Source organism: Nostoc sp. MG11 (assembly GCF_014904695.1).
Classification (GTDB): Bacteria; Cyanobacteriota; Cyanobacteriia; order Cyanobacteriales; family Nostocaceae; genus Komarekiella.
In genome coordinates this window covers 406,767-431,814 of the sequence record NZ_JACXXN010000004.1, presented here as the reverse complement: position 1 = coordinate 431,814, position 25,048 = coordinate 406,767, and the positions used below count along the sequence as shown (strand labels likewise).

Genomic DNA, 25,048 nt, shown 5'->3' with positions numbered 1-25,048 from the left:
AATTAATGTAGGACTTACGCACTGAAGCCTGAAACCCCAATCCTCCCTAACTCCCCTTTCTAAGGGGGGAACGTCTAAAGCCCCCTTTCTAAGGGGGTTGGGGGATCTGAGTGCGTAAGTTCTGTAATGATTGCAACAAATCCTTCGGTGGAGACGTTGTAAGTGGAGACGTTGCAATGCAACGTCTCTACAATGGTCTATCTCCTACTAATAAAGAACCGTCTTCCAGATGAATGATGCGAAGGGCAATATCTAGAATCCGGTTGTCATGGGTAACGAGTAGGATAGTGCAGCCTTGTTCTTTGGCAAGGCTTTGCATCAGTTCCACTACATCTCGCCCTGATTTCTTGTCAAGTGATGCTGTTGGTTCGTCAGCAAGAACAATTTTAGGATTTGCAACCAAGGCGCGGGCGATCGCTACTCGCTGTTTTTGACCATTAGATAGATTTTCTGGGTAGTAGTTAACGCGATTTCCTAATCCTACTGCTTCTAACATTCGCACTGCTTTTGCCCGTCTTGCTTTCCAAGATAAGCGCTCGTGCAGTTCTAAAGACATCTCAACATTTTGCCGCGCTGTCAAGCTTTCCAAGAGATTATGTGCCTGGAAAATGTAGCCAATTTGCCGCCGTATTTTGATTAATTGGTTTTGCTCGGTGTTGCAGAGTTCCTGACCAATAACTTTTAAACTACCATACTGACAAGAGCGCAATCCACCAATCAGTGACAGTAAAGTGGTTTTTCCTGAACCAGACGGCCCAGTCATAATTACTATTTCACCTGGGTTAATGTCTAAATTGATATTAAATAAAATTTGTTTACGTAAACTGCCTTTACCAAAAAAATGATTAATATTTTGAATAGAGATAATAGATTTTTTATTCATAATAAATTTGATTATGATTAATCAAAATGACCAATTTTAGAAAATATCTGCTGGGTCTGCTGAGTCTAACTTTCGCATTGCGATCGCCCCTGAAATTAAACACATAATAATCGTCAATATCAAAACTTGAATTACACGCTCATAAGTCATAAATAGCGGTAGTTTTGTTGCATTCCGTGTCAAGCCATACATACCAAAAGAAATCAAACAACCAGGAATATAACCAAGCACGGCCAATATCATTGCTTCTTGAAATACAACAGATAATAAGTAGACATTGCGAAACCCCATTGCTTTAAGTGTGGCGTATTCAGCAATGTGATCCATAACATCACTGTAAATAATTTGATAAACAATAATCACACCAACTAGAAATCCGATTGTGACACCCAGAGAGAAAATAAAACCGATCGCGCCATTTTCTTGCCAATATTTCTTCTCAAAGTCAATAAATTCTTGACGGGTAAGAACTTTCACATCATCGGGTAGATAAGACTGCAACGCTTTAACTACTGCATTATGATCACTACCAGGTTTGAGCTTAATTAAACCAAGATTAACTTTACCTGGTTGCTGTGTCGAAAAAATTCGTAAGAAGTTTTGGTCACTAGTAATCACACTAGCATTAGCAACAAAAGATGCACCAACCTCATACAATCCACGAATTGTAACTTTACGTCCTTGGAGTTCTGTTGTTACAGGTTTGCCTTCAGCGACTTGAGCGATCGCAGCTTGATATTTCCCGTTAGCGTTACGATCAAATAACAGTGTGTTTGGATATTTGATCAGATCCAAACTTTGATTAACCTCTGGCAAGTTGAATGCAGGTTGTTCTGGGTTAAAGCCTATAATTAGAATTGATTCATCAAGCTTAGTTTCGAGACTCTTCCAAACTCCTAAGCGGACATAAAGGGGATTGACTGACTCAATCTCTGACAAATTAGCAGCTTGAAACAAACGACGTCGAGGGAAAGAGCTGAGAAGTCCCAAATTCTGAGCTTGGCGACTAATTACTACCAAATCTGTTTGCAACAGCACATGAAAGCGGGTATTACTATCATATAAAGCAGATTGAAAACCTAACTGCATTAACATCAAAAAGTTAGCAAAAGTAATTCCACAAAGAGCAACAATAAAACGGCCCTTTTGCTTCATTAGTTGTAGCCAAGCCAATGGAATCTTGCGTTTAAACATATTGAAGGGGTGTAAGAGTTGTCCTTTGTCATCAGTCATTTGTATTTACAAAGGACAAATGACAAATAACTAATGACAATTACAAATCAATCTCGACATTGACCTGAAGGTTTGTAAAACGAGCCACTTGTTTACTAGCAGCTTTATCCAAACGAATTTTGACCTCAATTACTCTGGCATCTGTCGCCGCTGTTGGGTCGCTATCCAGCACATCTTTTTTAGCCACTGTTAAGCCAATTTGATCAACTGTGCCTCTTAACTGACTAGGAAAGGCATTACTAGGACTGGTAATACTGGCAGTTTGACCTGGACGAATCTTAGCAATATCACTTTCGTAAATCTCTGCCACAGCATACATTTGGTCAGTTTGACCAAGTTCTACAATTCCCTCGCTACCGATTGTTTCTCCAGGATGAGCTTGAATCCGCAGAATTTGACCGGCTTTTGGTGCGCGGACGTATGCCAGTTCAAGTTCGGCGCGAATCTTCTCAACTGTAGCAACTGCACTGTCTACCTCTGCTTGTGCTGTTGCGACATCTGTAGGACGTACTTCTGCTGTTTTATTTAAGGTGGCTTTAGCTTCTTGAATTTGTGCAGTAAGTGTGCGTTTAGTTCGCTCTAAACCTGCTTTAGCACTATTTAGCTGCTCTTGGGCAGTTGTTAGAGCCAATTTACGACTATCTAGTGCTGAAGCTGCGATCGCTCCCTCATTATACAAAGTTTGATTGCGGCGAAACTCTATCTCTGCATTCTGCAACTCTGCTTTCAGACGAGAGATGGTGGCTTGCTGGCTTTGGATTTCACCATCTAAATTTGCTTGTACATTCCTAATAGTCGCTTGTATGGCTGCTAGTTCACCTTGTTTTGCCCCTGCTTTTACCTGAGCAAGACGAAATTGAGCAACTTGAACTTGCTTTTGCGATTCTACCAAGTTAGCTTGCAGGCGATCGCGATTATCTAAGATAGCAATGATTTGTTGCGATCGTACCTTTTTGCCTTCATCAACCAACAATTCAGCCACACGGCTACCACTACCAAAACTGGGATTAGTAGGAGCAGAAATCTTAATCACATCACCTGCTGGCTCCAATCTTCCCAACGCATTAACTTTTGAAGTAACTGGCTGACTAACTTGTGAAATAACTGCTGGGCGTTTAGCCGTAGCTGATAGACGGGCTAAATAGAACACTCCTACCCCTATCCCTACCATACAGGCAATACCCAAAACGACTAACCAATGAAAATTGGCTGAAAATAAAGATCGTTTACTAATTTCCTCAGAATCTTGCAACATTCTCTAATACCTTATATGGCACTCTTCAGTAATTTGTGAAACAACAGATAAGTTTCTCATTACTCTCTGCGCCTCTGTCTTGAAAAGTTTCCTACGGCGGGAAACCCCGAAGTTCTGATCGCCGGACGCCGGCGCTCAGACTTCTCTCCGCCTACAGAACTTTTCGCTGCGTCTCTGCGTGATAAAATTCCTATTTTCAAACATTCGTGCAAGACATTTAACATGATTGAATATAAGCCTTATTCACATTTTCCCCTATCACCTGCTCATATTTAAAAAAGCCAGGATTAAGTATTCCATTAGGGTCATATTTATTCTTAATTTCATTAACTTTAGACCAGTAATCACCAAATTGTAATCTCCATTGTGGAACTTCAAAATCTACCCAAGTAGCCATATATCTTTTGCCACCCATTTGTAAACCAAGGTCAGTAAGTAGATTTAATTGCTCTAGAACAGGTTGAACTTGAGCTTTAGGGACAGTAGGATACATTCCAAACCCGATGATAAAATCTTCATCTGGTAAAGGAAACATCGGCATTTTATTATTACGAGAAAGTAAACAAAAGGAACCTACAGGTATAGTCCGAAAGTCAATAAAAGAAGGTATGCGTTGTAAAGCAATATCGATGTATTCTTTCGCCTTTGACCCTGGAAGTAGAACATCTATCCAAGCGTTAGCTTTATCTACAGTATGAGATACTTGGGCTATCGGTTGAATAAACTTATCAAAAGTCATATCTTCAGTATATATATGACGATAAAAATTCAAATTAGAGAGTAATTTTTCTACATTTATATCCTGTTTAGAATCTACTTCTAGAGTGATTTGCATCCTGTAGAACCACTGGATTATCGGTTTTATTCTATTTTCACTTGCTCTAGCTACTCCTAATAAGCACGGTGAGAATAAAGATACCAGACCATCAACAAGCCCTTCTGAAATCAAGAACCGCTCATCATTTAAGAGAGAATCTAAGTCGTCATAGCAAAGAAAATAACTACGAGTGAAAGGGCGGTATTTTCTAAGTCGATTTTGTACCTTGGTCATAATACCAAACTGACCATAACCACAAAGAACGTGATAGAAAAGTTCGCTATTTTTTTCTGGTGTACACCAAACAATATCCCCTGTTGCAGTTACGACTTCTAAACCAAGACAGTTATCAGCTTGAGAGCCATAACGAAAAGAACTCAAACCTAAACCACCAGCAGAGAGAGTACCACCTAATGTAACTTCAAAATTATTTGTCAGAACAGGAGGAATCACACCGTGTGGTATCGAAGTATCAACAATTTGCTTCCAAGTAACAGCAACATCAGATGTAAACCAAAGTTCATCAGGGTGGAATTCATGAATTTGATTGAGATTCCTCATATCTAAGAGGATTCCATCTTGGTTCAAAGATTGACCACTTAAAGAATGTGCCGCAGCCCGTGACGAAATAGTTAACTCTTGCTCGATAGCATACTTGATAGCTTTAGCAACATCATGAGAATTTTGAGGACGAACAACAATTAGAGGTTGTTTTTGAATGATGCCACCAAAGTCTTGAGAAACTGCCTCTAATTCTTCTTGTTTATTACTAACTTCACCATCAATAATATATTTTAAATCTGAGATAATACTTTTCATAAAAAGAATCCTAAAATTTTGATTTAAAAAATGTATGCAAAATTAATGAATCTCGCTAGCGATCGCCATCAAACCCCATTTGACAAAAACCACCATTTAAATTCAATTTAGTCGCCGTAATTTGAGCATCTTGATACCAATATTTATCAAACTAGGAACTAGTCCAACTAGACTGAAAACGCGGTCTAATAATTGAGAAAAAACGCTTTGTATATGTGTAGTTGATGCTATCGCTTTATTAGTTGGTCTTTCATATTTAAATACACAAACACAATCACCTTCTGCTTGTTTACTAAGAATCACCGCCTTGATACCAGGAAAAGCTCTTTTAGTTGCTTCTTGTTCCATTTCACAGAAGACACGACACGGCTGAGCGAAACCATACTCTTTAGCGATAGATAAAACTGGACAAACTCTTTGAATTTCTAATGCTGCATCTATTTCATTCTGAGAAATATCTACTACTTCCATAACAAAGCCCATCAGTCCTAGTAAAGGAGCCGCTTTTTTAAAACCTTGAGATAGGGTATTGTTATCAATGAAAGTACCCATCAACGCTTTTTGTTGTTGAGGATATTTTTCCATCATCTTTTCAAAAGCGGCTTCATCTCCTATTTCATCTACCAGTTTTTTATATCTTTCAAATCTGTTTCTAAACAACTTTATGGCTTTCGATTCATCAATGTTGATGATATCTTCCATCCGAAGATTGCCTGTAACTAAGTCATTTTCCATTCTAATTACTCTCTTTTGTTAAACTCACTACCAAATAAGTAGCTAGGCATAAATAAATTAAACAGGACTTACGCAAAATACCTCTCAAACTCTCATTCCTCTGTGCCTCTGCGGTTTGATTCTTCCGCCACTTGTGCGCGTAAGTCCTATTAAAGTTCGTAGTAAGGACTTTAGTCCTGATAATCCTTATTTTGAGCGATGAATCGCTCACTACGAACGAGGATTTTATTTGATGTTTAATTATACCTACCTACTTAGTCTTAGAGGGTAAACTTTACCTGCTGGCATAAAAGCACAGCCAAATTATCCAAATAAGCATATATCTACAAACATTAAGGCAGGATAATGCAATATCTATTTCGAGTTCACTAGTTATATCTCTGTGCCATCTCGTCTTTTCTAGAAGAAAGTTTTTTGCTGTTTTTTGTAAAGGCTGTTTAGAGAGTTTTGAGCGATTACTCAAAGTAATTTTGGCTTTTGGCCTTACATCCACTGATTTTGTTTTTTTCATTTCAGCAATGACTATCTTATTTTCTGTGCATAAGGTGACTATAAATCCCAAATAACTATCAGTATTGAGAAATTTATAACCAATCTCTAGGATTTTTCAGCACTTCTCTTAGCATTGCTTCCTTACTACCAGGAACAGGTTGATCGTCATATTCCCAACTAGCAGCAGGAGGCATACAATTAAATACACTCTGCTGCTTAACCATACCGCTTGCTAGACCGAAACGGATACCGCGATCGCATGACAAAATAAATTCTACATAGCGCCCACGCACAAGACGCTGCCAATACTTGTTCTCTTCTGTAAAGGTCATATCCTTGCGTCTTTCTACAATTGGCATATAGGCGGGAAGAAAAGCCTCTGCACAATTTGTAATCAAGGAAAGAAGTTCTTGAGGATTGCCCTCATTTAGATGGTCGAAGAAAATTCCACCTATGCCTCTGCTTTCACCTCGATGGGGTATGTGAAAGTATTCGTCACACCACTTTTTGAAGCGGGGGTAATAAGAATAGTCATGCTTGTCGCAAACCTCTTTATGTACCTTATGAAAATGAACTGCATCTTCTTCAAAAAAGTAGGATGGTGTTAGGTCTGCTCCGCCGCCAAACCACCAATAAATAGGTTGGTTGTCATTATTAATCTGGAAATAACGATAGTTAACATGAGCAGTAGGTACCATCGGGTTATGAGGATGGATAACAAAGCTAGAGCCTGTGGCAAAAAAACGGCTCCCTTTATCACTAGTTATTCTATCTGCTACTGCTGTAGCAACTGCACCTGATTGCTGAAAAGAAGTTCCAGGAGGTAATTCACCCTCTATTGCTACATAGTTAACTCCCACCTTTTCAAAGACATTACCGTTGTGCAAAGCACGGTCAATATATATAGCATCCTCACTACTTTCACCAACAGTCCAAATGCCATTTTTATCGCGATTCCAAGACTGTTCGAGCAACTCTTTACCATCTACCGCCTCAAGAGCTTGGCAAGTGTTTTCAAACATCTGTCTGAAAATTTTATCGGCTATACCGCGTATTAGTGGCTGTTGTTTTACTGATTTTTCTAGGACATTGGTCATGCTTATCTCCTCACATTAATTAAGTCTTGTTCTGCTATTGATTGTCGAGTTAAGAACCGTCCAAGAATAAATCTTTACTGATTAGCGATCGCTGCTGCAAGATATTGGTAGTTTATAGAGTATCCGCAGTGCCATTTGAATAAACGACAAGATGATTTTCGTTAGGTAATAACCTCATTTGTAAGTAACTTCCCGTAATGTTAAAAGTTCCGAACATTCTTCACTAGGAGAGCTTTGGCTATCGACGTCTGATGTAGAGGATTGTATTAAATATTTTTGAAAAAACTTGCGAAAAGTAATATCTAAAGCATCAGCAGCAACATGAAGTTCCTCTGATATTTGGGGCATTGCTTGAGAATTTAAAGTTGCAACTACTACTGTATCTTCTTGGGCAAGTTTGTGGTCAATCTTTCTAAAAAAACCATCTAACCAAGGGAAGGGTAAAATATTACGGTACAAAACACGTTTGACAACAGTAGTATTGTCATCGATAGGAAGATGAGCAACTAAAATACCGAACTTGATATCAAAACTATCATCTCTACCTATGCTAATTTCTGCTAGAGTCACGTTGGGTAGATATAAGCTCAATCTTGTTTTTAACTCTGGGCGTCCACCTAGTAAAAAATTCAAAAAACTTTTTGAGCTACCCAATGATTCATAATTCACCTTAGCAACTGCACCCCAATCGTATTTATCAACTTTATACTTAATAGTTTTATTTATCGGAATTCTCTGACCAAAAGATTTCCTATGAACTGCAATGACATGAGTAAAGTCTAGATTAGCTTCCATAAGACGAGCATAGTTAGCATTATCTACACCTTCGTCATAAACAGGACGCATAGTCGAAACCATGTATTCTGGAAAAATTGGTAAAGCAGGCCGTTTTTCTTCAGGTAAATCACCATAAAATAACCAAATAAAACCATATTTTTCCTGCACTGGGTAGCTATCTACACTGGCTCTTTTAGGAATAGGCATTCCAGGTGCATTAGAAGGGATTTCAACACATTGTCCATCAGCTTGAAATTTCCATCCATGATAGGGACAGCGGATACAGTCATCTTCAATCCAGCCCAGAGAGAAAGCCGCGCCGCGATGAGGACACTGGTCTTTCATAGCGATGACTTGTCCTTGAGAGTTACGATAGAGGACAAATCTTTGATTTAACATCACAACTTGCTTGGGCTTGTTGTTAACTGCAAAGCTAAATTCACAAGCATACCAAAAGTTTTTCAACAAACTTAGCTCCTATTCTTTTTTGAGAGAAAAATCAAGGCTTAAGCAAAAGATATGGAATTTGTGAATGGATCATGAAATCCAAAGTAGACTTATACGATATTTCACTATATTTGTTTTAGATACAAAAATTATCTCTATAAAAACGAGTTTGAGTTTGTATCAAATTTGAATTTATTTTCTCAAGGAGGCGTAAGAAAGTCGTGTTTGCTCTTGGTTAGAGTTGTCTGATTCGCTCTTATTAAGTTTAAAACCCCAGCCCAGAGATAAATATTTGTGGCGAAGCCTGCGATAGGCAAGGCTTAAAGCATCAGCAGGAACGTGGACTTCTGTTAACAAAGTATCAGGTAATAATCTAGGGAATTGGGACTCGGTTACTACCCTATCTTCCAAACCAACTTTGTGGTGAAACTTCACGAATAAACTATCTGCCCAAAAGTAGGTAAAAAAGTTGCGAAACTGAATTCGCTTACTAATGGTCGTGTTGTCATCGACAGGAATGTGGATAGCGTAATTAATCATTTTGCCACGACCAAAATCACTCTCAATTTTAGTTATGTTAGGGAGGTAAAAGCTAGTTTTTGCATTTAACTGTGTGTTTGTTGGACGAAAGAAGAACTTAAATAGACCAGTTTTGGGCTTAGTGTGATTTTTGTATGTAATTTTGGCACTTATACCCCAATTTTCATCTTGCACAATATAGTCTTCTACTCTTGGATCTTGTGCGAATCCTGCTCCAAAAGAATTAGCATGAACTGCATACAAATGAGCTGGGTCAAGAGCGTTTTCTATAACTCGAGTGTAGTTAGCTTTCATCTCATATTCTAAGTAAATGGGATGCATAGTCGAGTCTTCGTATTCTGGTAAAGGAGGAATTGGTGGGCGTTCTTCTTCTAGCAAATCCCCATAAAATAGCCAGACAAAACCATATTTTTCTTGCACTGGGTAGCTGTTTATATTAGCTTTTTTAGGTATGGGTGTTCCGAGTTGATTAGAAGGGATTTCAATGCATTGTCCATCAGATTGAAATTTCCATCCATGATAGGGACAACGGATACAATCGTCTTCTAACCAGCCCATAGACAATGCAGCACCACGATGAGAACATTGATTTTTCAATGCTACGACTTGCCCTTGAGAATTGCGGTAGAGGACAAATCTTTGATTTAACATCACAATTTGCTTGGGCTTATTAGTAACAGCCGCGCTGAATTCACATGCATACCAGAAGTTTTTTAGCATACTTAAGCTCCTACTATCCTAGATAAATTGATGAATTTAAAGTAACTGTTTCCAGTGTGTTGCTTAGTTCAACCGTTACATTCATCCCAGTCATCACAAAAAGCTACCATGAGCCATAGTCTGGTTTCATGTTTGTCTAGAAGTATTGTTTTCAGGTGAATTAAGCCAACATAAGCCAAAATTGGCTTTGTTCGCTCATTGGATATTTAATTTCCCACTTTGACACTTTCTGGCGTCTATTGCCTTTGTTGTGTGTCTTTCTTTAGGCATAGGTGATAGCATACCAGTGTACTAGTGCATTAGTCAACTAATGTATAATTTTGCTCTATTAACCATTGCACCAATAAACTAGTGAAGAGGTTCATTAGTTGGGGTATAGTGTGGCACAAGGAGAAGCTTCAATTAGGGTTTACCTGTCACCTGAAACAAAAGACAGGTTTAAAACAGTTTGCTTTTTCAAGGGATTGAATATGTCTGACGTTACAGCTGAACTGATTGAAGATTGGTTAGCTAAAAATGATCTGGATCTGCCGATTTCACAGAAAAATGCCCATTCATCCAAAAGCAAAAAGAGTGAAGGATAGCATAACGGGGGAACAACTAAACCACCCAGAAGCAAGCCAACATCACAGTGATTTCCCAATTACGGCAGCAATGGGAGGAATAAAATATAAGTAATTGTAATAACTATGTAATTTTAGAAACAGCTATGTTTATAGACTTGAAAGTAACAATCAAAATTAATAGACTTCGTGCAATTCATTTCCCGAAACCCTGTAGAGACGTTACATGTAACGTCTCTACAATGTGATTCATGAAAATGCCAACTGCTGTAGATGGCAAGTAGGGGGGAAGTTGCAGCAAGTCTTTCCCCTCTGCACCTCTGTCTTCTTCCTCAAACAGATGTGGTTGCTGCACCAAGTTGAAGGGCATAGAGATTTGCATAGACACCCTGTTTACTGATGAGTTCTGTGTGGGTTCCCTGCTCGATGATTTGTCCCTGCTGAATTACTAACACTTGATTTGCTTGGGTAACGGTGCTGAGGCGGTGGGCAATCACGAAGCTGGTTCGACCTTGGAGTAAGCGGGCGATCGCACTTTGCACGAGTGCTTCTGTACGGGTATCGATGCTGCTAGTTGCTTCATCGAGAATGAGAATTCGGGGGTTGATTAACACCGCACGGGCAATGCTAATAAGTTGGCGTTGTCCCTGGCTCAGGGGTGCTCCCCGTTCACCTAATTTAGTTGTGTAACCCTGTGGTAATGAAGTAACAAACTCATGTACATTCGCCATCTGAGCCGCTGCTTCGATATCGGCTTGGGTGGCATGAGGAGAGCCAAAAGCAATATTTTCAGCTACAGTACCGCTGAACAAAATATTATCCTGTAGGACGATGCCAATCTGACGCCGGAGACTTGCTTGAGTGACGCTACGTACATCAATACCATCAATTTTCACAGCACCGTCAGACACATCATAAAAACGCAAAATCAGGTTAATAATCGTAGTTTTGCCAGATCCAGTCGCTCCCACTAATGCAATCATCTGTCCTGGTTGGGCGTGCAAATTCACCCCTTTGAGGACTAATTGATTTGGGTTATAGCCAAACTTGACATTCTCAAATGTCACTTCACCCTGAATCGGCGGCATTTCAGTGGCATCGGGCGCATCTTTGAGTTGCGACGGTTCATCTAGCAGTAAGAATATCCGCTCTAATCCGGCAAAAGCAGACTGAGCTTGAGTGTAAAACTGGCTGAGAATCTGGATAGGACGGAAGAACAACTGAACATAAAGCAAGAAGGATGTCACAACACCGACTGTTGCTCCTCCGGTGACAGCAAGATAGCCACCATACGCTAGTACACCTGCGGTTGCTAGGGTGTTGAGAAAATCGATTGATGGCAAAAATGCAGCAGTAATTGCCACAGCCTCGACGTTAGCATCACGATTTGCGGCGTTGAGAATCTCGAATTCTTGGATGTTGAGATTTACCCGATTAAATGCCTGTGCTTCTCGGACACTGCCAATATCTTCTTCCAACTTGGCAGAAAGTTCACCAATCGTCTGTCGGGTAACGCGAAATCTGGCTCTTGCCCAACGCGCAAACAAGCTCGTAGTAAAAATCATCAATGGCACAACCAAGTTGCTCAATAAACCAAGTTGCAGGTTAATTGCGAGCATAGCAATGACAATGCCCACCAAACTGAAAGTGTTGCCCAGCATTTGAGCAACAGTCTGCCCAAAAGCCTGATTCACAGTACTGACATCATTCAGCAGGCGGCTCATTAAATCACCCGCTTCGCTGCGATCAAAAAAGCTCAGCGGTAGACTCTGGATTTTAGTAAAAATGTCTTGCCTCAATTGAGCCAGCAATCGCTGCATAATCCAGCCAACTCGAATAATCTGACCCCGGATTGCCCAGACACCAAGTCCGTAGATTAGTCCCAGTAGCCCCAAGAGCTGGAGTAGTCCCGACAAGTTCCCCTGTGCAATCAAGTGATCAATCGACCAGCCGAGTAAGAACGGCCCAATTGCCTGGGTTGCAGCACCGGTCAATACTAATGTGAGGGCGATGGGAATTTCTTTGCGATATGGTCGCAGGTATTGCAAAAAGCGCCGCAGTGTGGAAAGTTGCTGACTCGGTTTTTGCTCGGATGCAACAACAGGAACAGTGCCTCTCATACCAATTTTGGATTTTAGATTTTGGATTTTAGATTAAATACAGAAATGTTAAATAATACTACTTATCCTAATTTGGGATCATTTTTTCACCTTTTGCTTGACTTGAGATTCCAAAATCACACCGTAGAGCGGGCTTGTTTGCATTAATTCCTCATGAGTACCTTGTGCTACCAATCGTCCTTTATCCATGAGAAAAATGCGATCAGCATTCTGCACAGTACTAATGCGCTGAGCTACGACAAAGGTCGTGCAAGCTTTTTGGCACATTAGGCGATCTAGCGCCGCTTGAATCTGAGCAGCTGTTTTGGCATCCACAGCAGAAGTGCTGTCATCCAAAATCAGAATACCGTAGTCGGTTAGTAAGGTGCGGGCGATCGCAATCCGTTGCTTTTGTCCACCAGATAAACCAATGCCGCGTTCACCGACAATCGTCTCGTAGCCATCAGGTAAACTGGTGATGAAATCGTGAATTTGTGCAGTTTTGGCAACCTCAATTACTTCCTCTAGGGTTGCATTCGGTTTTGCATAGACAATATTCTCGCGGATCGTGCCAGAGAACAGTGTGGTTTCTTGAAACACAATGCCAATGCAAGATCTCAGACTTTTCAATGTGAAATCTCGAACATCGCAGCCGTCAATGCGAACCGCTCCCTTTGTGACATCGTAAAAGCGGGGAATCAGGTTCATAATTGTGCTTTTTCCAGAACCAGTCATTCCCAGGACGGCTATTAGCTCATTGGGTTTTGTTTCAAAGGAAACCTCTTTGAGAGTTTCAGTTGTCGCTCCCGGATAGCGAAAGGAAACGTTCTCAAAGGTGATTCTGCCACCGCAACTTGTAAATGGGACAGTATCGGGGCGATCGCGAATTTCAACTTCTGCATCCACCACTTCGTAGATTCGTTCAGCAGAAGCAGCCGCCTGAGCAATCGCTGGTGCAGCAAACCCAATCAACAAAATTGGTTGGAGAATCAACGCTAGGTAAGAGTTAAACGCCACCAGTTCACCAATAGAGAACCTATTCCCAATTACCTGCGCCCCCCCATAGCCGAAAACTGCCAGCGTCACCAAATTACTCATTAAAAAGATAAACGGGAATGTATTGCGAATGGCGCTAATCGTCTTCATATTTGCCTTGACTAAGGCATCATTCATGGTAGTGTAACGCTTCGTTTCGGCGGACTCCCGCACAAACGCTTTTACCACCCGTATCCCCACCAAGTTCTCTTGTAATACGGCATTCAGATCACTCAGCTGCTCTTGGACTTGCCGGAACAATCCATTATTTTGGCTAATGAATCGCGCCATCAACCATCCTGATAGAGGCACTACCGTCAAGGTAATCAGCGCCAGTTCCCAATTCATCACCAGCAAAATTACCGCAATACTTACCAATGTTACAACTGCACCGATGACTTGAATCAGGCTAGTACCAACAAAAGTACGAATCTGCTCAATGTCGCTGGTAACGCGGGTTAGCAGTTGAGAGGTCTGTGCTTGGTCATGATAGCTAAAACTAAGATTTTGAATCTTACTGAAAATCTTGTTTCGCAGGTTATAAGCAACACCTTGAGACGCTGCTTCTGCCCAATAGCTTTGTCCAAAGTTAAATAAACCGCGAGCGATCGCCGCGACTACCATCCAGCCAGCGCTGTAAAGTACAATTTGTAAATTTTGTTTGACAATACCTTGATCAATTCCCCAGCGAAAGAGTTGGGGGGTAGCCGCGTTAGCAACCGTCAAGAGTAACAAGCTAACTAAGGCTCCCAGCGAAGTCCATCGGTAAGTATTTAAACTCCCCAGTACACGCTGGATTGCCTGCATCGACGAATTTTCCTGGAATTCTGGTTGCGGAACCAATGAAATTCCCCCCTGTGTTTTCGCAAAATCCCCTACTTTAAGATTAATGCTGAACGCCACCACACTCACCATTTCTGCCTCAACTTGCACATCATTAGTTTGTAGGCGGCTGTTGCTTCCTCAATTTGGCGTTCTTCGCGCAGGGTAATGCAGTTTACCCCAGTTAATTGCAGTTGTAAAAAACTTTTAAAAATCTCTAGACTCTCTAGTCGGATAGAGAGTCTAGGATAAATTCAAGGGAGCTCTCAGGCAGAAACCAGAAGTCGCGGGGAAGAATACCCCTGCTGCTTTAGCTTTTTTAAAGATGCGCTCCAGTCATCCAGCTTGGTTTGGCAAAGTTGTTTATTTTATCCCGTAAATCTATGACTCTCAAACTCACAGTTCCTAACATGGCTTGTTCTGCATGTGCCAATACCATCACCAAAGCACTTCAAGCAGTCGATGCCAACGCTAACGTTCAAGCCGATCCGACAACCAAGCTTGTCAGTGTAGAAACTCAAGCATCAGAAACAGCAATTAAGGAAGCGTTGACTGCTGCTGGCTATCCAGCTACCTAGATTAAGAGGGAGTGGGAGAGTGGGGGCAAGGAGGCAGAGGTGCAGAGGGGCGGAGGGACAGAGTTTTTATGCTTGTTAGCGAGTATCAAAGACTCATTAATCCAGTTCAAAGACTCGTTAATCCAGTTCAAAGACTAGATCTCTTGCATGAATCAGATTATGAATTCCAAATAGATAAATCTCTCATTACTCTCTGCGCCTCTGCGCCTCTGCGTGAACCTTAAAATTCTTATTTTCAAATATTCGTGTAAGAGGTCTACTCATTAATCCAGTTCAAAGACTCATTAATCCAGTTCTGAGGTAGATGAACGGAGTTATAACTCTCCCCTGCCCCTCTGCTCCCCCGCTCCCCTGCCTCCTACCTCCTTCATCCACACCAGTTACAGCGGTTCATCTAGTTATGGATACTCTTACACTCAAACTTCGAGGCATGAGTTGTGCCTCTTGCGCCAACAACATCGAAAAGGCGATTCGCTCGGTTTCTGGGGTGATTGACTGCAATGTTAACTTTGGAGCAGAGCAAGCTACCATCAATTATGATCGCAAGCGAACCAATTTAGAGAAAATCCAAGCTGCTATAGATGCTGCGGGATACTCGTCTTATTCACTCCAAGAAGAAATGCTTTCTGGAGAAGATGATATTGAAAAAGCGACTAGGCAAGCCGAACAACGTCAACTCATCCTTAAGGTAGTGGTGGGAAGTGTAATCAGCATTCTCTTGTTTGTGGGATCACTACCCATGATGACTGGGCTACACTTACCTCTGATTCCCGGATTTCTCCATGATCCTTGGGTGCAGTTATTGCTGACAACACCCATCCAATTCTGGTGTGGTGGCTCTTTTTACCGAAATGGCTGGAAAGCTTTTAAGCGTCATACGGCGACGATGGACACGCTGATTGCTTTAGGTACAAGTGCAGCATATCTATATTCTTTGGTTGTCACTATTTTCCCTGGATTTTTTATTGCTCAGGGTTTGATGCCTCATGTGTATTATGAAGTTGCTGCCATTGTCATTACTTTAATTTTGGTGGGGCGGTTGTTAGAAAATCGCGCCAAGGGACAAACTTCTGAGGCTATCCGCAAACTCATTGGACTGCAAGCCAGAGATGCCAGAGTGATTCGTGATGGTGTAGAAATGGATGTTCCCATTGCCGAAGTCAGAATTAATGATGTGATTTTGGTACGTCCTGGTGAAAAAATTCCGGTAGATGGACAAGTGATTGCAGGCGCTTCAACGGTAGATGAAGCAATGGTGACGGGTGAAAGTCTGCCAGTTAGCAAACAGCCAGGGGATGAGGTGATTGGTGCAACGATTAACAAAACTGGTAGTTTTCAGTTTCGGGTAACACGAGTTGGAAAAGATACGTTTTTAGCTCAAATTGTCAAACTAGTGCAACAAGCACAAGGTTCTAAAGCCCCAATTCAACGTTTAGCAGATCAAGTCACAGGATGGTTTGTACCAGCTGTAATTGCGATCGCGATCGCCACTTTTGTGATTTGGTTTATCTTCATGGGCAACGTCACCCTAGCAACAATCACAACGGTGGGTGTACTGATTATCGCTTGTCCTTGTGCTTTGGGTTTAGCAACTCCGACTTCTGTAATGGTGGGTACAGGTAAAGGTGCAGAAAATGGCATCTTGATTAAGGGCGCTCAAAGCTTAGAACTGGCGCATAAAATTCAAACCATCGTCCTAGATAAAACTGGTACATTAACTCAAGGCAAACCCACGGTTACAGACTTTGTAACTGTCAACGGCACAGCCCATAATAATGAAATCCAGCTTTTACAGTTGGCAGCAACCGTAGAACGCAATTCTGAGCATCCCTTAGCGGAAGCGGTGGTGAAATATGCTCAGACTCAACAGGTGAGTTTAACAGCAATGCCAGGGGTAACTGATTTTCAGGCTTACGCCGGCAGTGGCGTCCAAGGAATTGTTGCTAACCGCCTTGTACAAATTGGCACACAGCGCTGGTTAACAGAACTGGGAATTAATACAGCTGTACTCCAGGAGTATAAAGATACCTGGGAAGCTGCTGGTAAAACAGTCATTTTGATTGCTGTAGATAGTGAAATACAAGGGATAATGGCTATTGCCGACGCTCTAAAACCTTCATCAGCAACAGCAGTAAAAGCACTACAAAAGTTAGGTTTAGAAGTAGTGATGCTTACCGGAGATAATCGGAAAACTGCGGAAGCGATCGCTCAACAAGTTGGTATCAAACAAGTATTTGCCGAAGTCCGACCAGATCAGAAAGCGGCGATTATTCAATCTCTGCAAGGGGAGATGGGGAGCAGAGGAGCAGAGGGGCGGAGGGGCGGAGGGGCGGAAGGGCAGGAGAGCAGGGGGAGAATAATAACTCCTGGCTCAGCACGGGCTAAACGCCCTGCTACCGCTAACAGCACTCAGCCCTCAATTGTAGCGATGGTGGGTGATGGGATTAATGATGCGCCAGCACTAGCACAGGCCGATGTGGGAATTGCCATTGGTACAGGAACGGATGTGGCGATCGCTGCTAGCGACATTACCTTAATTTCTGGAGACTTGCAAGCGATCGTTACAGCAATTCAACTCAGCCGTGCCACCATCAACAATATTAAGCAAAATCTCTTCTTTGCCTTTATTTACAACGTTATCGGCATTCCCATTGCAGCGGGAATTCTATTCCCCATCTTTGGCTGGTTGCTCAATCCAATTATTGCCGGAGCAGCGATGGCTCTTTCCTCGCTTTCTGTAGTCTCCAATGCCCTCAGATTGCGTAACTTTCGACCAAAAGCCACTTCATAATTGCAGAGGATAGAAATGTTCAACAAAAAAACACTTTGGGGAAGCCTAACAGCTTTAGTGCTGCTCACTGGAACATCGGGTGTAGCGTTAGCAGAAATCCCAACTTCGTCGTTAGAGCAAACCAGTCAATTTCGCCGCATCGAGCAACCTTTGGGGTTGAAAGTCGGTGCTGCGATGCTTGGCTTCGCTTTGATTGGACTAGAGTTGTGGTGGTTTCTCCTCCCCGAAAGTCCTAAGTCCTAAAGTTTTAGAGATAATGTTTTCCGGTTCGCTCAAAGGTTGAATACTAAAAGAAAGTCAGGGGTATAGCAGAGATGTCGCTATCCCTTTCCCCCTGACAAACTGGACAAGCAAGTTAACCAAGCATCTGGATGAGTGCGAATCCTATTCAACTTCAGAATTATGTTTCTGCCCTTGAATTATCTGAACTTTACTAATTGCTGGGACAGGTACGATATTTGATGTGATAAATCAAACCTCGATGTGCGAGATCGAAGGAGTCAACAGTAGCCATCCCTTGACCTCTAGCAGTCATCCCAGCATTCACCCGCATATTCAAACTGTCGCCACAGCGCGACCAGACATCAGCTACGGTCGCTAAACTATCTCTAACGTTATAGTTAGTTTCGCCACCGAATTGCCGAGAAAAAATAGGCCCGCGCTGACCAGCGAAAAAGTACTCTGATCTTAGTATCCCAGTGGTTTGAGGAGCGACATAGCCCCGATAATCCGCATCGTAGAGAGAAATTTGGAAACCTTGGGGTACTTTGATCGGAATGGTCAAATTACAGCTTTTGCGGCTTTCTCTAGGGTTGTTTCCAAGGGCTATAAACTTATCAAATAAAATGCTTAACTCTTGACCATCAGGGCTAACGTTCACACTAGCAGTTCCTCCAGGGCAACCACTACCACCGTAACCCGCGCCTGTAATTTCCACTTTTGGTTCAGCAAAGGCGGGACTAACAAAAGCAGTCATTAGTGTAGCCGCAGCGAGAAAAGCTTGTACAAGTGTAATAGATGTTATCCTGAAAAATTTATTATTCATACTCACCTTCCTTACCTTAGAAGATAGTGTTAAGTTCCTAAGATAAATATTTGAAAAATTTATATTTTTTTATTGATTTTTTTCGACTATTTAAAGAGGAAAACTCAATTTCCAAGGATAACTTTTGGAGATTGGGGAAATACTGATTAAATAATTTGAGATCAAATACAGCAATCTTAAATCATGCAAAACATGAAGAGGATTTGCCTAATTGCTCCTCTCATTTTTAAATCTGCTTCTCTTTTGATCTCCGTTTTCAGAAGCAACATATAACAAGATTATTGAATATTTATAAGAGCGTTAAGGAAAATTTTTAACCTTAATGATCTACGTCAACTTTCCTTTATTTTATACTCTTATTCTAAAACTTAGATTAGCGTAAATTGGATTTTTAGCAAATAAACTTAGCATTTTTAGTTTTATCGCTCCATTTATAGAGAATTAATACTAAAATGCCAATATTTAGATGCATTCTACTGATGATTACTTTTATTGGCACAGCAGTAGCGTACTACATCCGAATAAAGGGTGAGAAACTACATTTTTATTTTTACAACTATTGCACAGCAAGGTTTATACCCGTTATGTGGTGGTAAACGTCAGCTTCGCTGATCTTCCCTCATCAAGGGCGATCGCCTTTGACCTCAATCAAGACTTCGCCTGTCTGCGTTGTCCAAGTTAATTTAATGCGACTAATCAACTAGTTGGCTTGAGTGCTGTTAGGAACATACCATCAGAGCTAGGGAATTTATTATCATAGTGCCGCTTGATGTATTTAAAGCCAGCCTCACCTATTGCTGTTGGCAAATTGAGTTGCATGTACTCTTCAAGGAATGGTTCAGCAGTGCGGCTACGACTCACCCGTGCTTCACGTTCCTCTGCTGTTTCGTCGTACATGACCTCCATCGCACTGAAAGTTCCCTCTGGTTTTAGCAGTCGGTACATTTCGTGCAAAATCTTACGAGCATTATTCTGTGGCATTTCATGGACTAAGTATGTAAAGTGTACAATGTCAAAGCTGTTATCTGGCCAGTGTGTCGCTTCAGCATTCTCTTGATAAAATGAGACATTTCCAGCACCACGCTGAGCTTTCCAGTCTCTACAAAAGCGGATGAGAGGAGCGCTTAAATCAATACCAATCACATCAGCATTAGGGAAGAGTTCGCCATAGACAAAAGTTGTAGTGCCAGTACCACAACCCATATCAAGTATGCGCTTTGGAGATTTTGCACCGTGCACTTTCCACAACCATTCCGTCAGATTTTGTTCTTGACAGAAGAAATACTGGTTTCTAGCAATATATATAATGCGCGGAGCTTTGGGATTGGCAAAACCATTAGGAATGAAGTGGACTGGTTTCTCAATCCAGTGACGAGGAATATTGATGGGTGCTTTAACGTCAGGTAACACTACATCTGAACCATCTGCCGGCCCGTCGTAAGATGGCAGTGTTTCAATCCATTGATTTAACAATTCGATTGCCTCTTCTGGTTGTTGATGCGCTAAGGCAAACAGAGAGTTTTCAAACGCTGTGTTTTCTTGAAAAATTGTCTGTTTCGTTAAAAGGACAGGTTCAATTTCAACTTCCGATAGGTTGGTAAAACCAGATAACATTATTCTTGCGGTGGCGTTCATAATAGCCTCCTAAATTTTTGTCAAGCTTATACATTCACATACAAACAAAAGTATGGAATTAGCAATCTAGTTTCTCTATGTTATCTTTTTTAACCTCGCTGCTCACTTAAACATGGGTTTTAGGGATTGACCCGGATTTCTCACAAATTCTGAAAAAAGAGGGGTCAAAAGCTGCCAAAATATATATGATAAGCATTTCACGCAAAGCGGCTTGTCGTCAGACATCTAAACTTTCCAGGTTTCCTCCGATAGCGCATCTAAGCCGAGTCCGCGTACCTCTACGAAGAAAGCTACGCCCAGTGTCTCGTAGAGAGCGTTTGGCTCCGCTTTCCTCCAAGGACGAATTATCTTCTCTGTTCTTTTCTATTTCTCATACCGATTCAATTAATGATTGCAACAAATCCTTTGCTAGAGACGTTGCAATGCAACGTCTCTACATGGTCTATCTGTCACATTCTTTTTTGAAATTGGTATCAGCACAGGCTAAACGTCTCGCTACTGCGCTTCAGGACTTCTTTATTCAGAGTTCGACTGAGCGCTCACGCCGAAGTCACTCAGCACTATTTTGGATAATGGGACAAATTGTGCCTTCATGCTGCTGGCTACCCGTATTTTGCCAGCCTGAAAGTAACCCTTTTATTTCAGATCGTAAGGTTAACAACTGATCAATTTGGTGATCAATCTGCAAAACCTTATCTTCTAGCTTTTCTTTGATATCACCACAAGGAGGCTGTCCTTGGTCATAGACTTGAAGAATTGCTTTAATCTCTTCTAGGCTCAGACCAAGGTTTTGCGCTCTTTTTATGAAGGCTAGACGAGTAAGTACATCAAATGAAAATTGCCGAAAGCCTCCCTCTGTTCGCCCTGATGACTTGAGTAAACCTAAACTCTCGTAATAGCGAATTGTCCTAATGGGGACTCCGCTCAGATCTGTTACCTGACCAATTAAAAGCAGTTTTTTATCCTGAGTTAACACAGCAGATTATTCCAACTCTTGTGATTATTATTACATATTTTACAAAATCATTACTTTTCATAGATATTCGCCAAATATTAATATCAGTAACCGCAATATTTATCTAATTAGCAATTTCACTAAGTTTTAATTTTTCAAATATCCATTACTAGCACATATCAGCTTCTATTTACTTTTATTAAGCTAGTAATATTTTGACGCTGGTATCAGTATGTATTCAAGATTTCATATTTTAAAGATTCTCAATCATTTGAGCGATCGCCATTCACAGTAATTAAACTAACTGTTTATTTGAAATTGATATGCTACTTCTAGATTAACCGCTTCAATTTATGCGAAATCCTAAAAATGAATGTAAACGCGCAGAATATTAGCTCAAATCGTAAACCTAAAACTTTTAATAATCCAGAGCGTTTTATTGAAGGATGGTATTGGGTAATACCATCTAAAAATCTGCGGGTAGGTGAGGTAAAACCTGTCACAATTTTAGGCAGAGAATTGGTAATTTACCGTGGTGAGGACAGAAGAGTAATGATTTTTGATGCTTACTGTCCGCATATGGGCGCACACCTTGCAGAAGGCAAAGTTGAGGGTAATGAACTACGCTGTTTTTTCCATCACTGGAAGTTTGATGCTGAAGGGATATGTGTTGATATTCCTTGTTTGGATGAGCCGCTTTCTACGAAGTTAAAAGTTTGGCCTACCGCAGAGAAGTACGAGACAATTTGGATTTGGACTGGAGAAATTCCACAACTACCTCTACCTTATATTCCAGAGTTGGAACAAAAGGAGTGTGATGTCACTTTTGCTTCTCGCTTAGTGACAAACTGTCACCCCAATGTCGTGATGATTAATGTAATCGATGCTCAACACTTTAATACAGTTCACAAACTGCCATTAAAAATTGACTTTGAAAAACACGAACTAAATCATAATGCTATTATCTTCAATAACATTACACCTATCGACGGAGATTCATTTTTTATCAAGCTGATCAGTCGGTTTTACAAAAATGCTATTACCTACAGTATTTGTTATTGGTATGGTAGCACTGGTATGGTAACGTTTGGCCCTGATTTTCTGCATTTACATTTTATGATCTCCCTGCGCCTTATAGAAGAGGGAAAAGCTGAAATTATGACACTGTTGATGATTAAGAAACGTCGGGGGGTTCTCGGTCGGTTATACAATCAATTTGTGCTGTGGCTAACTAAAATTTTGGGTAAAAAATTTATCAAGGGTGATACTAAGCTTTTCCAAACAATTCAGTTTGATTTGAAAACCCCTATTAAGGCAGATCGGTCAATAATGCAGTTTATCAACCATCTTGAAAGACAGAAACCCCTAATGTGGAAAACTTGGCAGTTAGCGCGATCGCAAGATGTGGAGAGTTTGCAAAACCGAGACAGATGGCGAGATGAAAGAATTAATGACTAATAATTAATAAAAGTTAAAAGTCAAACAAAATTACTTTAACTTTTAACTTATTTGTTGCCGAGCTACCATTCCTATAAAAAGAAGTGGCAGAGCCACTTCTTAATTCCCAGGTAGAACCTAAGAAAGAGTATAACTACTATACAAATTGAAAATAGTATAAATTGACACGAATTATTTTGATATCTTAATTTTCCTAGTCTTATAGGTTAGAAAATCTTAACTATTATCCGGCAAATAACCGTATATTTACTAAATATTATGATTGCAATTCTGACTCAATTTTATCCAGTTCATCACTAAAAGGCGTGAGTTTTACCTCTAAATTAACGGAAAATGGAGATACTCTATGATGATGCTTTGCAAAGCGTCAGAATAACAAAGTATACTTTTGAGACCAGACATCCTTTAATCTAAAACTGAAAACTGTACCAGCCTCAATCGCCAAATCTGTCCACATTCGGTCTACTTTCTAGCTGCTGATATTCTATTGTGCCTGAAGTGTATTTAGTTGAGGCTGCGATCACTACGACTAATACTTAACTAGTGCTAAAATATACTTATGCAGATAATACTGAATAATTTCTGTTCTCTGGGTAAGTAGGGGGTTGACCACTGATAAACCCCAAAACCAACACCAAGCAAGCTCATAATAATCATTTCTGTGATACATCTGACCAATTCATTCAACGCGTTATCAATTTTGGTATAAAATTATTAATGCTTGGTAAAATTTTGGTAGCACTTTTTCGTATAGTGCTTTTATATTGCAGTGCGTAATAAACTGAATGCTGTGCTAACGTAGTAGATGAGAATGAAATTCGGTGGCAGCGTTTGTTTTTAGTATTGACAGGCTTTTACCTTTTGGTATTTACAGACTTTTCTCCGAAATCTAAATCTCTACACACTTCTGACTTTGGAGACAATGTATGTCAATTTATGTAGGTAATCTATCCTACGAGGTCACACAAGAAGACCTCACCTCTGTTTTTGCAGAACATGGTTCTGTAAAGCGAGTTCAGCTACCTACGGATCGCGAGACAGGGCGTCCCCGTGGGTTTGCTTTTGTAGAAATGGGTACGGAAGCTGAAGAAACAGCTGCCATTGAAGCTCTTGATGGTGCAGAGTGGATGGGTCGTGACCTCAAAGTGAATAAAGCTAAACCCAAGGAAGATAGAGGTTCCTTTGGTGGTAATCGAGGTGGTGGTAGCAACTTCCGTAACCGCTACTAAGCTAAATAGACTAAATTTGAATGGCACTAAGATAAAAGCAAGCCCGTTGAAGTGAGTAACTTAGGGGTTATCTTAGTGCCATTTTCCTATAGGGTAGCTTTTTAAGGGGCTTTAAGGTTTTCTTCAGTATAAGTCCTAGTTGTCATTGTCTGACTTTTCACGTCATGTGGAAAAATCAGCGAGTGATCTAACCCCTTAAAAGCCTCTCCCCTTTCAGGCTACGGTGGTGTACACAAGCCTCGGCGTAGCCGTATGTTTTAAATCTCGCACTGTGTATCCATCTCGCCTCGGAATGAATTAGCAGTCTCATAGCAAAAGCCATCTAAACAGGACTCAATGAAAAATTCAGTCTACTAAGCGTAGACTTGAGCTATTAGCCCTGAAGTTCAGTTCTGGGCAGGATATCGGTCATTGTGACAGTTTCATTTTGATTGGCGAAAAAATCATTCTCGGCGCCAAGATGTACCTTTGAATCAGTACATCAAACATTGTGATCTAAATTACATTTAATCTACGTTTATTGGTGTCACTCGTATTTTCCTGAAGTCGATTTATGCAGTCATTTCTTAAATATTTTTGCCTAAAGATAAAGTATTTATTTTTGCATTAACTTCTCATCGAGTATTTATCGATTAAGTCAATTGTCATACTTTAGACCAAATTTCAATACTGACAATTTCGATTGAGCCAAAGTTACGCACAACCACTTACTCGTACTGGACGTAGGCGTAGCCCGCCGCAGCGAAAAGTTTGCGCGTTCGGGTAACAGGAGCGCAAAACTTTTCAAGACAGCGAAAAGCTCAAAGCTTTAAAGCTACTGGGTTTATACTCAGCAACGCCAGTCCGCTCAAGTAGGGGAACCCGCCCACGCGGACTGGCTCCTCAGCACGGGCTAAACGCCCCGCTAACAGCACTCAGCACTTTGCTATACGGAGCAATCATCTTGTGGATTACTCCAAAGTTCTTTGTAGCTGCAAGATGGCTGAAAAAGGTTTAGCCTTGTCAAGCAAGTAACTGTAATGT

Annotated in this window: 20 protein-coding genes; 7 read left to right on the top strand and 13 right to left on the bottom strand. The window is 40.9% G+C overall.

Annotation, left to right across the window (positions count from 1 at the left end; translation table 11 throughout):
- Positions 1–187: 187 nt before the first annotated feature.
- The 8 genes from HCR01_RS09100 to HCR01_RS09065 form a co-directional block, all read right to left on the bottom strand.
- Entirely contained in the window at positions 188–883 is a 696-nt protein-coding gene (locus HCR01_RS09100) for a DevA family ABC transporter ATP-binding protein (protein WP_193195885.1), read from the bottom strand.
- A 36-nt stretch (positions 884–919) separates the two neighbouring features.
- Complete coding sequence (gene devC, locus HCR01_RS09095) at positions 920–2,077, bottom strand: ABC transporter permease DevC (protein ID WP_193195924.1); 1,158 nt, start codon at positions 2,075–2,077, stop codon at positions 920–922.
- 79 nt (positions 2,078–2,156) lie between these two features.
- Positions 2,157–3,371, bottom strand: coding sequence for an ABC exporter membrane fusion protein (locus tag HCR01_RS09090; RefSeq protein WP_193195884.1), 1,215 nt, complete (start codon positions 3,369–3,371; stop codon positions 2,157–2,159).
- 217 nt (positions 3,372–3,588) lie between these two features.
- On the bottom strand, positions 3,589–5,007 hold the full coding sequence (locus HCR01_RS09085) for an FAD-binding protein (RefSeq protein WP_193195883.1): 1,419 nt from the start codon (positions 5,005–5,007) through the stop codon (positions 3,589–3,591).
- 102 nt (positions 5,008–5,109) lie between these two features.
- Positions 5,110–5,742, bottom strand: a complete 633-nt coding sequence (locus HCR01_RS09080) for an L-2-amino-thiazoline-4-carboxylic acid hydrolase (protein ID WP_193195882.1) — start codon at positions 5,740–5,742, stop codon at positions 5,110–5,112.
- Positions 5,743–6,326: 584 nt separating this feature from the next.
- Positions 6,327–7,331, bottom strand: coding sequence for an oxygen-dependent coproporphyrinogen oxidase (hemF, locus tag HCR01_RS09075; RefSeq protein WP_193195881.1), 1,005 nt, complete (start codon positions 7,329–7,331; stop codon positions 6,327–6,329).
- 174 nt (positions 7,332–7,505) lie between these two features.
- A complete protein-coding gene (locus tag HCR01_RS09070; protein WP_193195880.1) occupies positions 7,506–8,576 on the bottom strand; it encodes an aromatic ring-hydroxylating oxygenase subunit alpha in 1,071 nt (356 codons plus the stop codon).
- Positions 8,577–8,747: 171 nt separating this feature from the next.
- Positions 8,748–9,815, bottom strand: a complete 1,068-nt coding sequence (locus tag HCR01_RS09065; RefSeq protein WP_193195879.1) for an aromatic ring-hydroxylating oxygenase subunit alpha — start codon at positions 9,813–9,815, stop codon at positions 8,748–8,750.
- A 380-nt stretch (positions 9,816–10,195) separates the two neighbouring features.
- Here HCR01_RS09065 and HCR01_RS09060 point away from each other — a divergent pair, with 380 nt between their 5' ends.
- A complete protein-coding gene (locus HCR01_RS09060) occupies positions 10,196–10,399 on the top strand; it encodes a plasmid partition protein ParG (RefSeq protein ID WP_193195878.1) in 204 nt (67 codons plus the stop codon).
- 311 nt (positions 10,400–10,710) lie between these two features.
- On the opposite strand, the gene HCR01_RS09055 is transcribed toward HCR01_RS09060, so the two are convergent.
- The gene (locus tag HCR01_RS09055; protein WP_193195877.1) at positions 10,711–12,498 is read right to left on the bottom strand and encodes an ABC transporter ATP-binding protein; all 1,788 of its coding nucleotides are present in this window, start codon (positions 12,496–12,498) and stop codon (positions 10,711–10,713) included.
- Between the two features lie 78 nt (positions 12,499–12,576).
- Positions 12,577–14,319, bottom strand: a complete 1,743-nt coding sequence (locus tag HCR01_RS09050; protein ID WP_193195923.1) for an ABC transporter ATP-binding protein — start codon at positions 14,317–14,319, stop codon at positions 12,577–12,579.
- A 398-nt stretch (positions 14,320–14,717) separates the two neighbouring features.
- Between HCR01_RS09050 and HCR01_RS09045 the strand changes: the two genes are divergently transcribed.
- From HCR01_RS09045 to HCR01_RS09035, 3 genes are all read left to right on the top strand, one after another.
- Entirely contained in the window at positions 14,718–14,912 is a 195-nt protein-coding gene (locus HCR01_RS09045; RefSeq protein ID WP_193195876.1) for a heavy-metal-associated domain-containing protein, read from the top strand.
- Positions 14,913–15,312: 400 nt separating this feature from the next.
- On the top strand, positions 15,313–17,703 hold the full coding sequence (locus tag HCR01_RS09040; RefSeq protein WP_193195875.1) for a heavy metal translocating P-type ATPase: 2,391 nt from the start codon (positions 15,313–15,315) through the stop codon (positions 17,701–17,703).
- 15 nt (positions 17,704–17,718) lie between these two features.
- Positions 17,719–17,946, top strand: a complete 228-nt coding sequence (locus HCR01_RS09035) for a hypothetical protein (protein WP_193195874.1) — start codon at positions 17,719–17,721, stop codon at positions 17,944–17,946.
- Between the two features lie 190 nt (positions 17,947–18,136).
- Here the strand turns inward: HCR01_RS09035 and HCR01_RS09030 are convergent, their stop codons facing one another.
- Entirely contained in the window at positions 18,137–18,748 is a 612-nt protein-coding gene (locus HCR01_RS09030; RefSeq protein ID WP_193195873.1) for a DUF4360 domain-containing protein, read from the bottom strand.
- Between the two features lie 559 nt (positions 18,749–19,307).
- Between HCR01_RS09030 and HCR01_RS39900 the strand changes: the two genes are divergently transcribed.
- Positions 19,308–19,430 carry a hypothetical protein gene (locus HCR01_RS39900; protein ID WP_264299891.1) on the top strand — a complete coding sequence of 41 codons (123 nt, stop codon included), beginning with the start codon at positions 19,308–19,310 and terminating at the stop codon, positions 19,428–19,430.
- A 14-nt stretch (positions 19,431–19,444) separates the two neighbouring features.
- On the opposite strand, the gene HCR01_RS09025 is transcribed toward HCR01_RS39900, so the two are convergent.
- Positions 19,445–20,383 (bottom strand): class I SAM-dependent methyltransferase, encoded by a 939-nt coding sequence (locus HCR01_RS09025; protein WP_193195872.1) that lies wholly within the window; start codon positions 20,381–20,383, stop codon positions 19,445–19,447.
- Positions 20,384–20,933: 550 nt separating this feature from the next.
- Complete coding sequence (locus HCR01_RS09020; protein ID WP_193195871.1) at positions 20,934–21,359, bottom strand: heavy metal-responsive transcriptional regulator; 426 nt, start codon at positions 21,357–21,359, stop codon at positions 20,934–20,936.
- Positions 21,360–21,707: 348 nt separating this feature from the next.
- Between HCR01_RS09020 and HCR01_RS09015 the strand changes: the two genes are divergently transcribed.
- Positions 21,708–22,796, top strand: coding sequence for an aromatic ring-hydroxylating oxygenase subunit alpha (locus HCR01_RS09015; RefSeq protein ID WP_193195870.1), 1,089 nt, complete (start codon positions 21,708–21,710; stop codon positions 22,794–22,796).
- 926 nt (positions 22,797–23,722) lie between these two features.
- Complete coding sequence (locus HCR01_RS09010) at positions 23,723–24,025, top strand: RNA recognition motif domain-containing protein (protein ID WP_162399082.1); 303 nt, start codon at positions 23,723–23,725, stop codon at positions 24,023–24,025.
- The last annotated feature ends 1,023 nt before the right edge of the window (positions 24,026–25,048 follow it).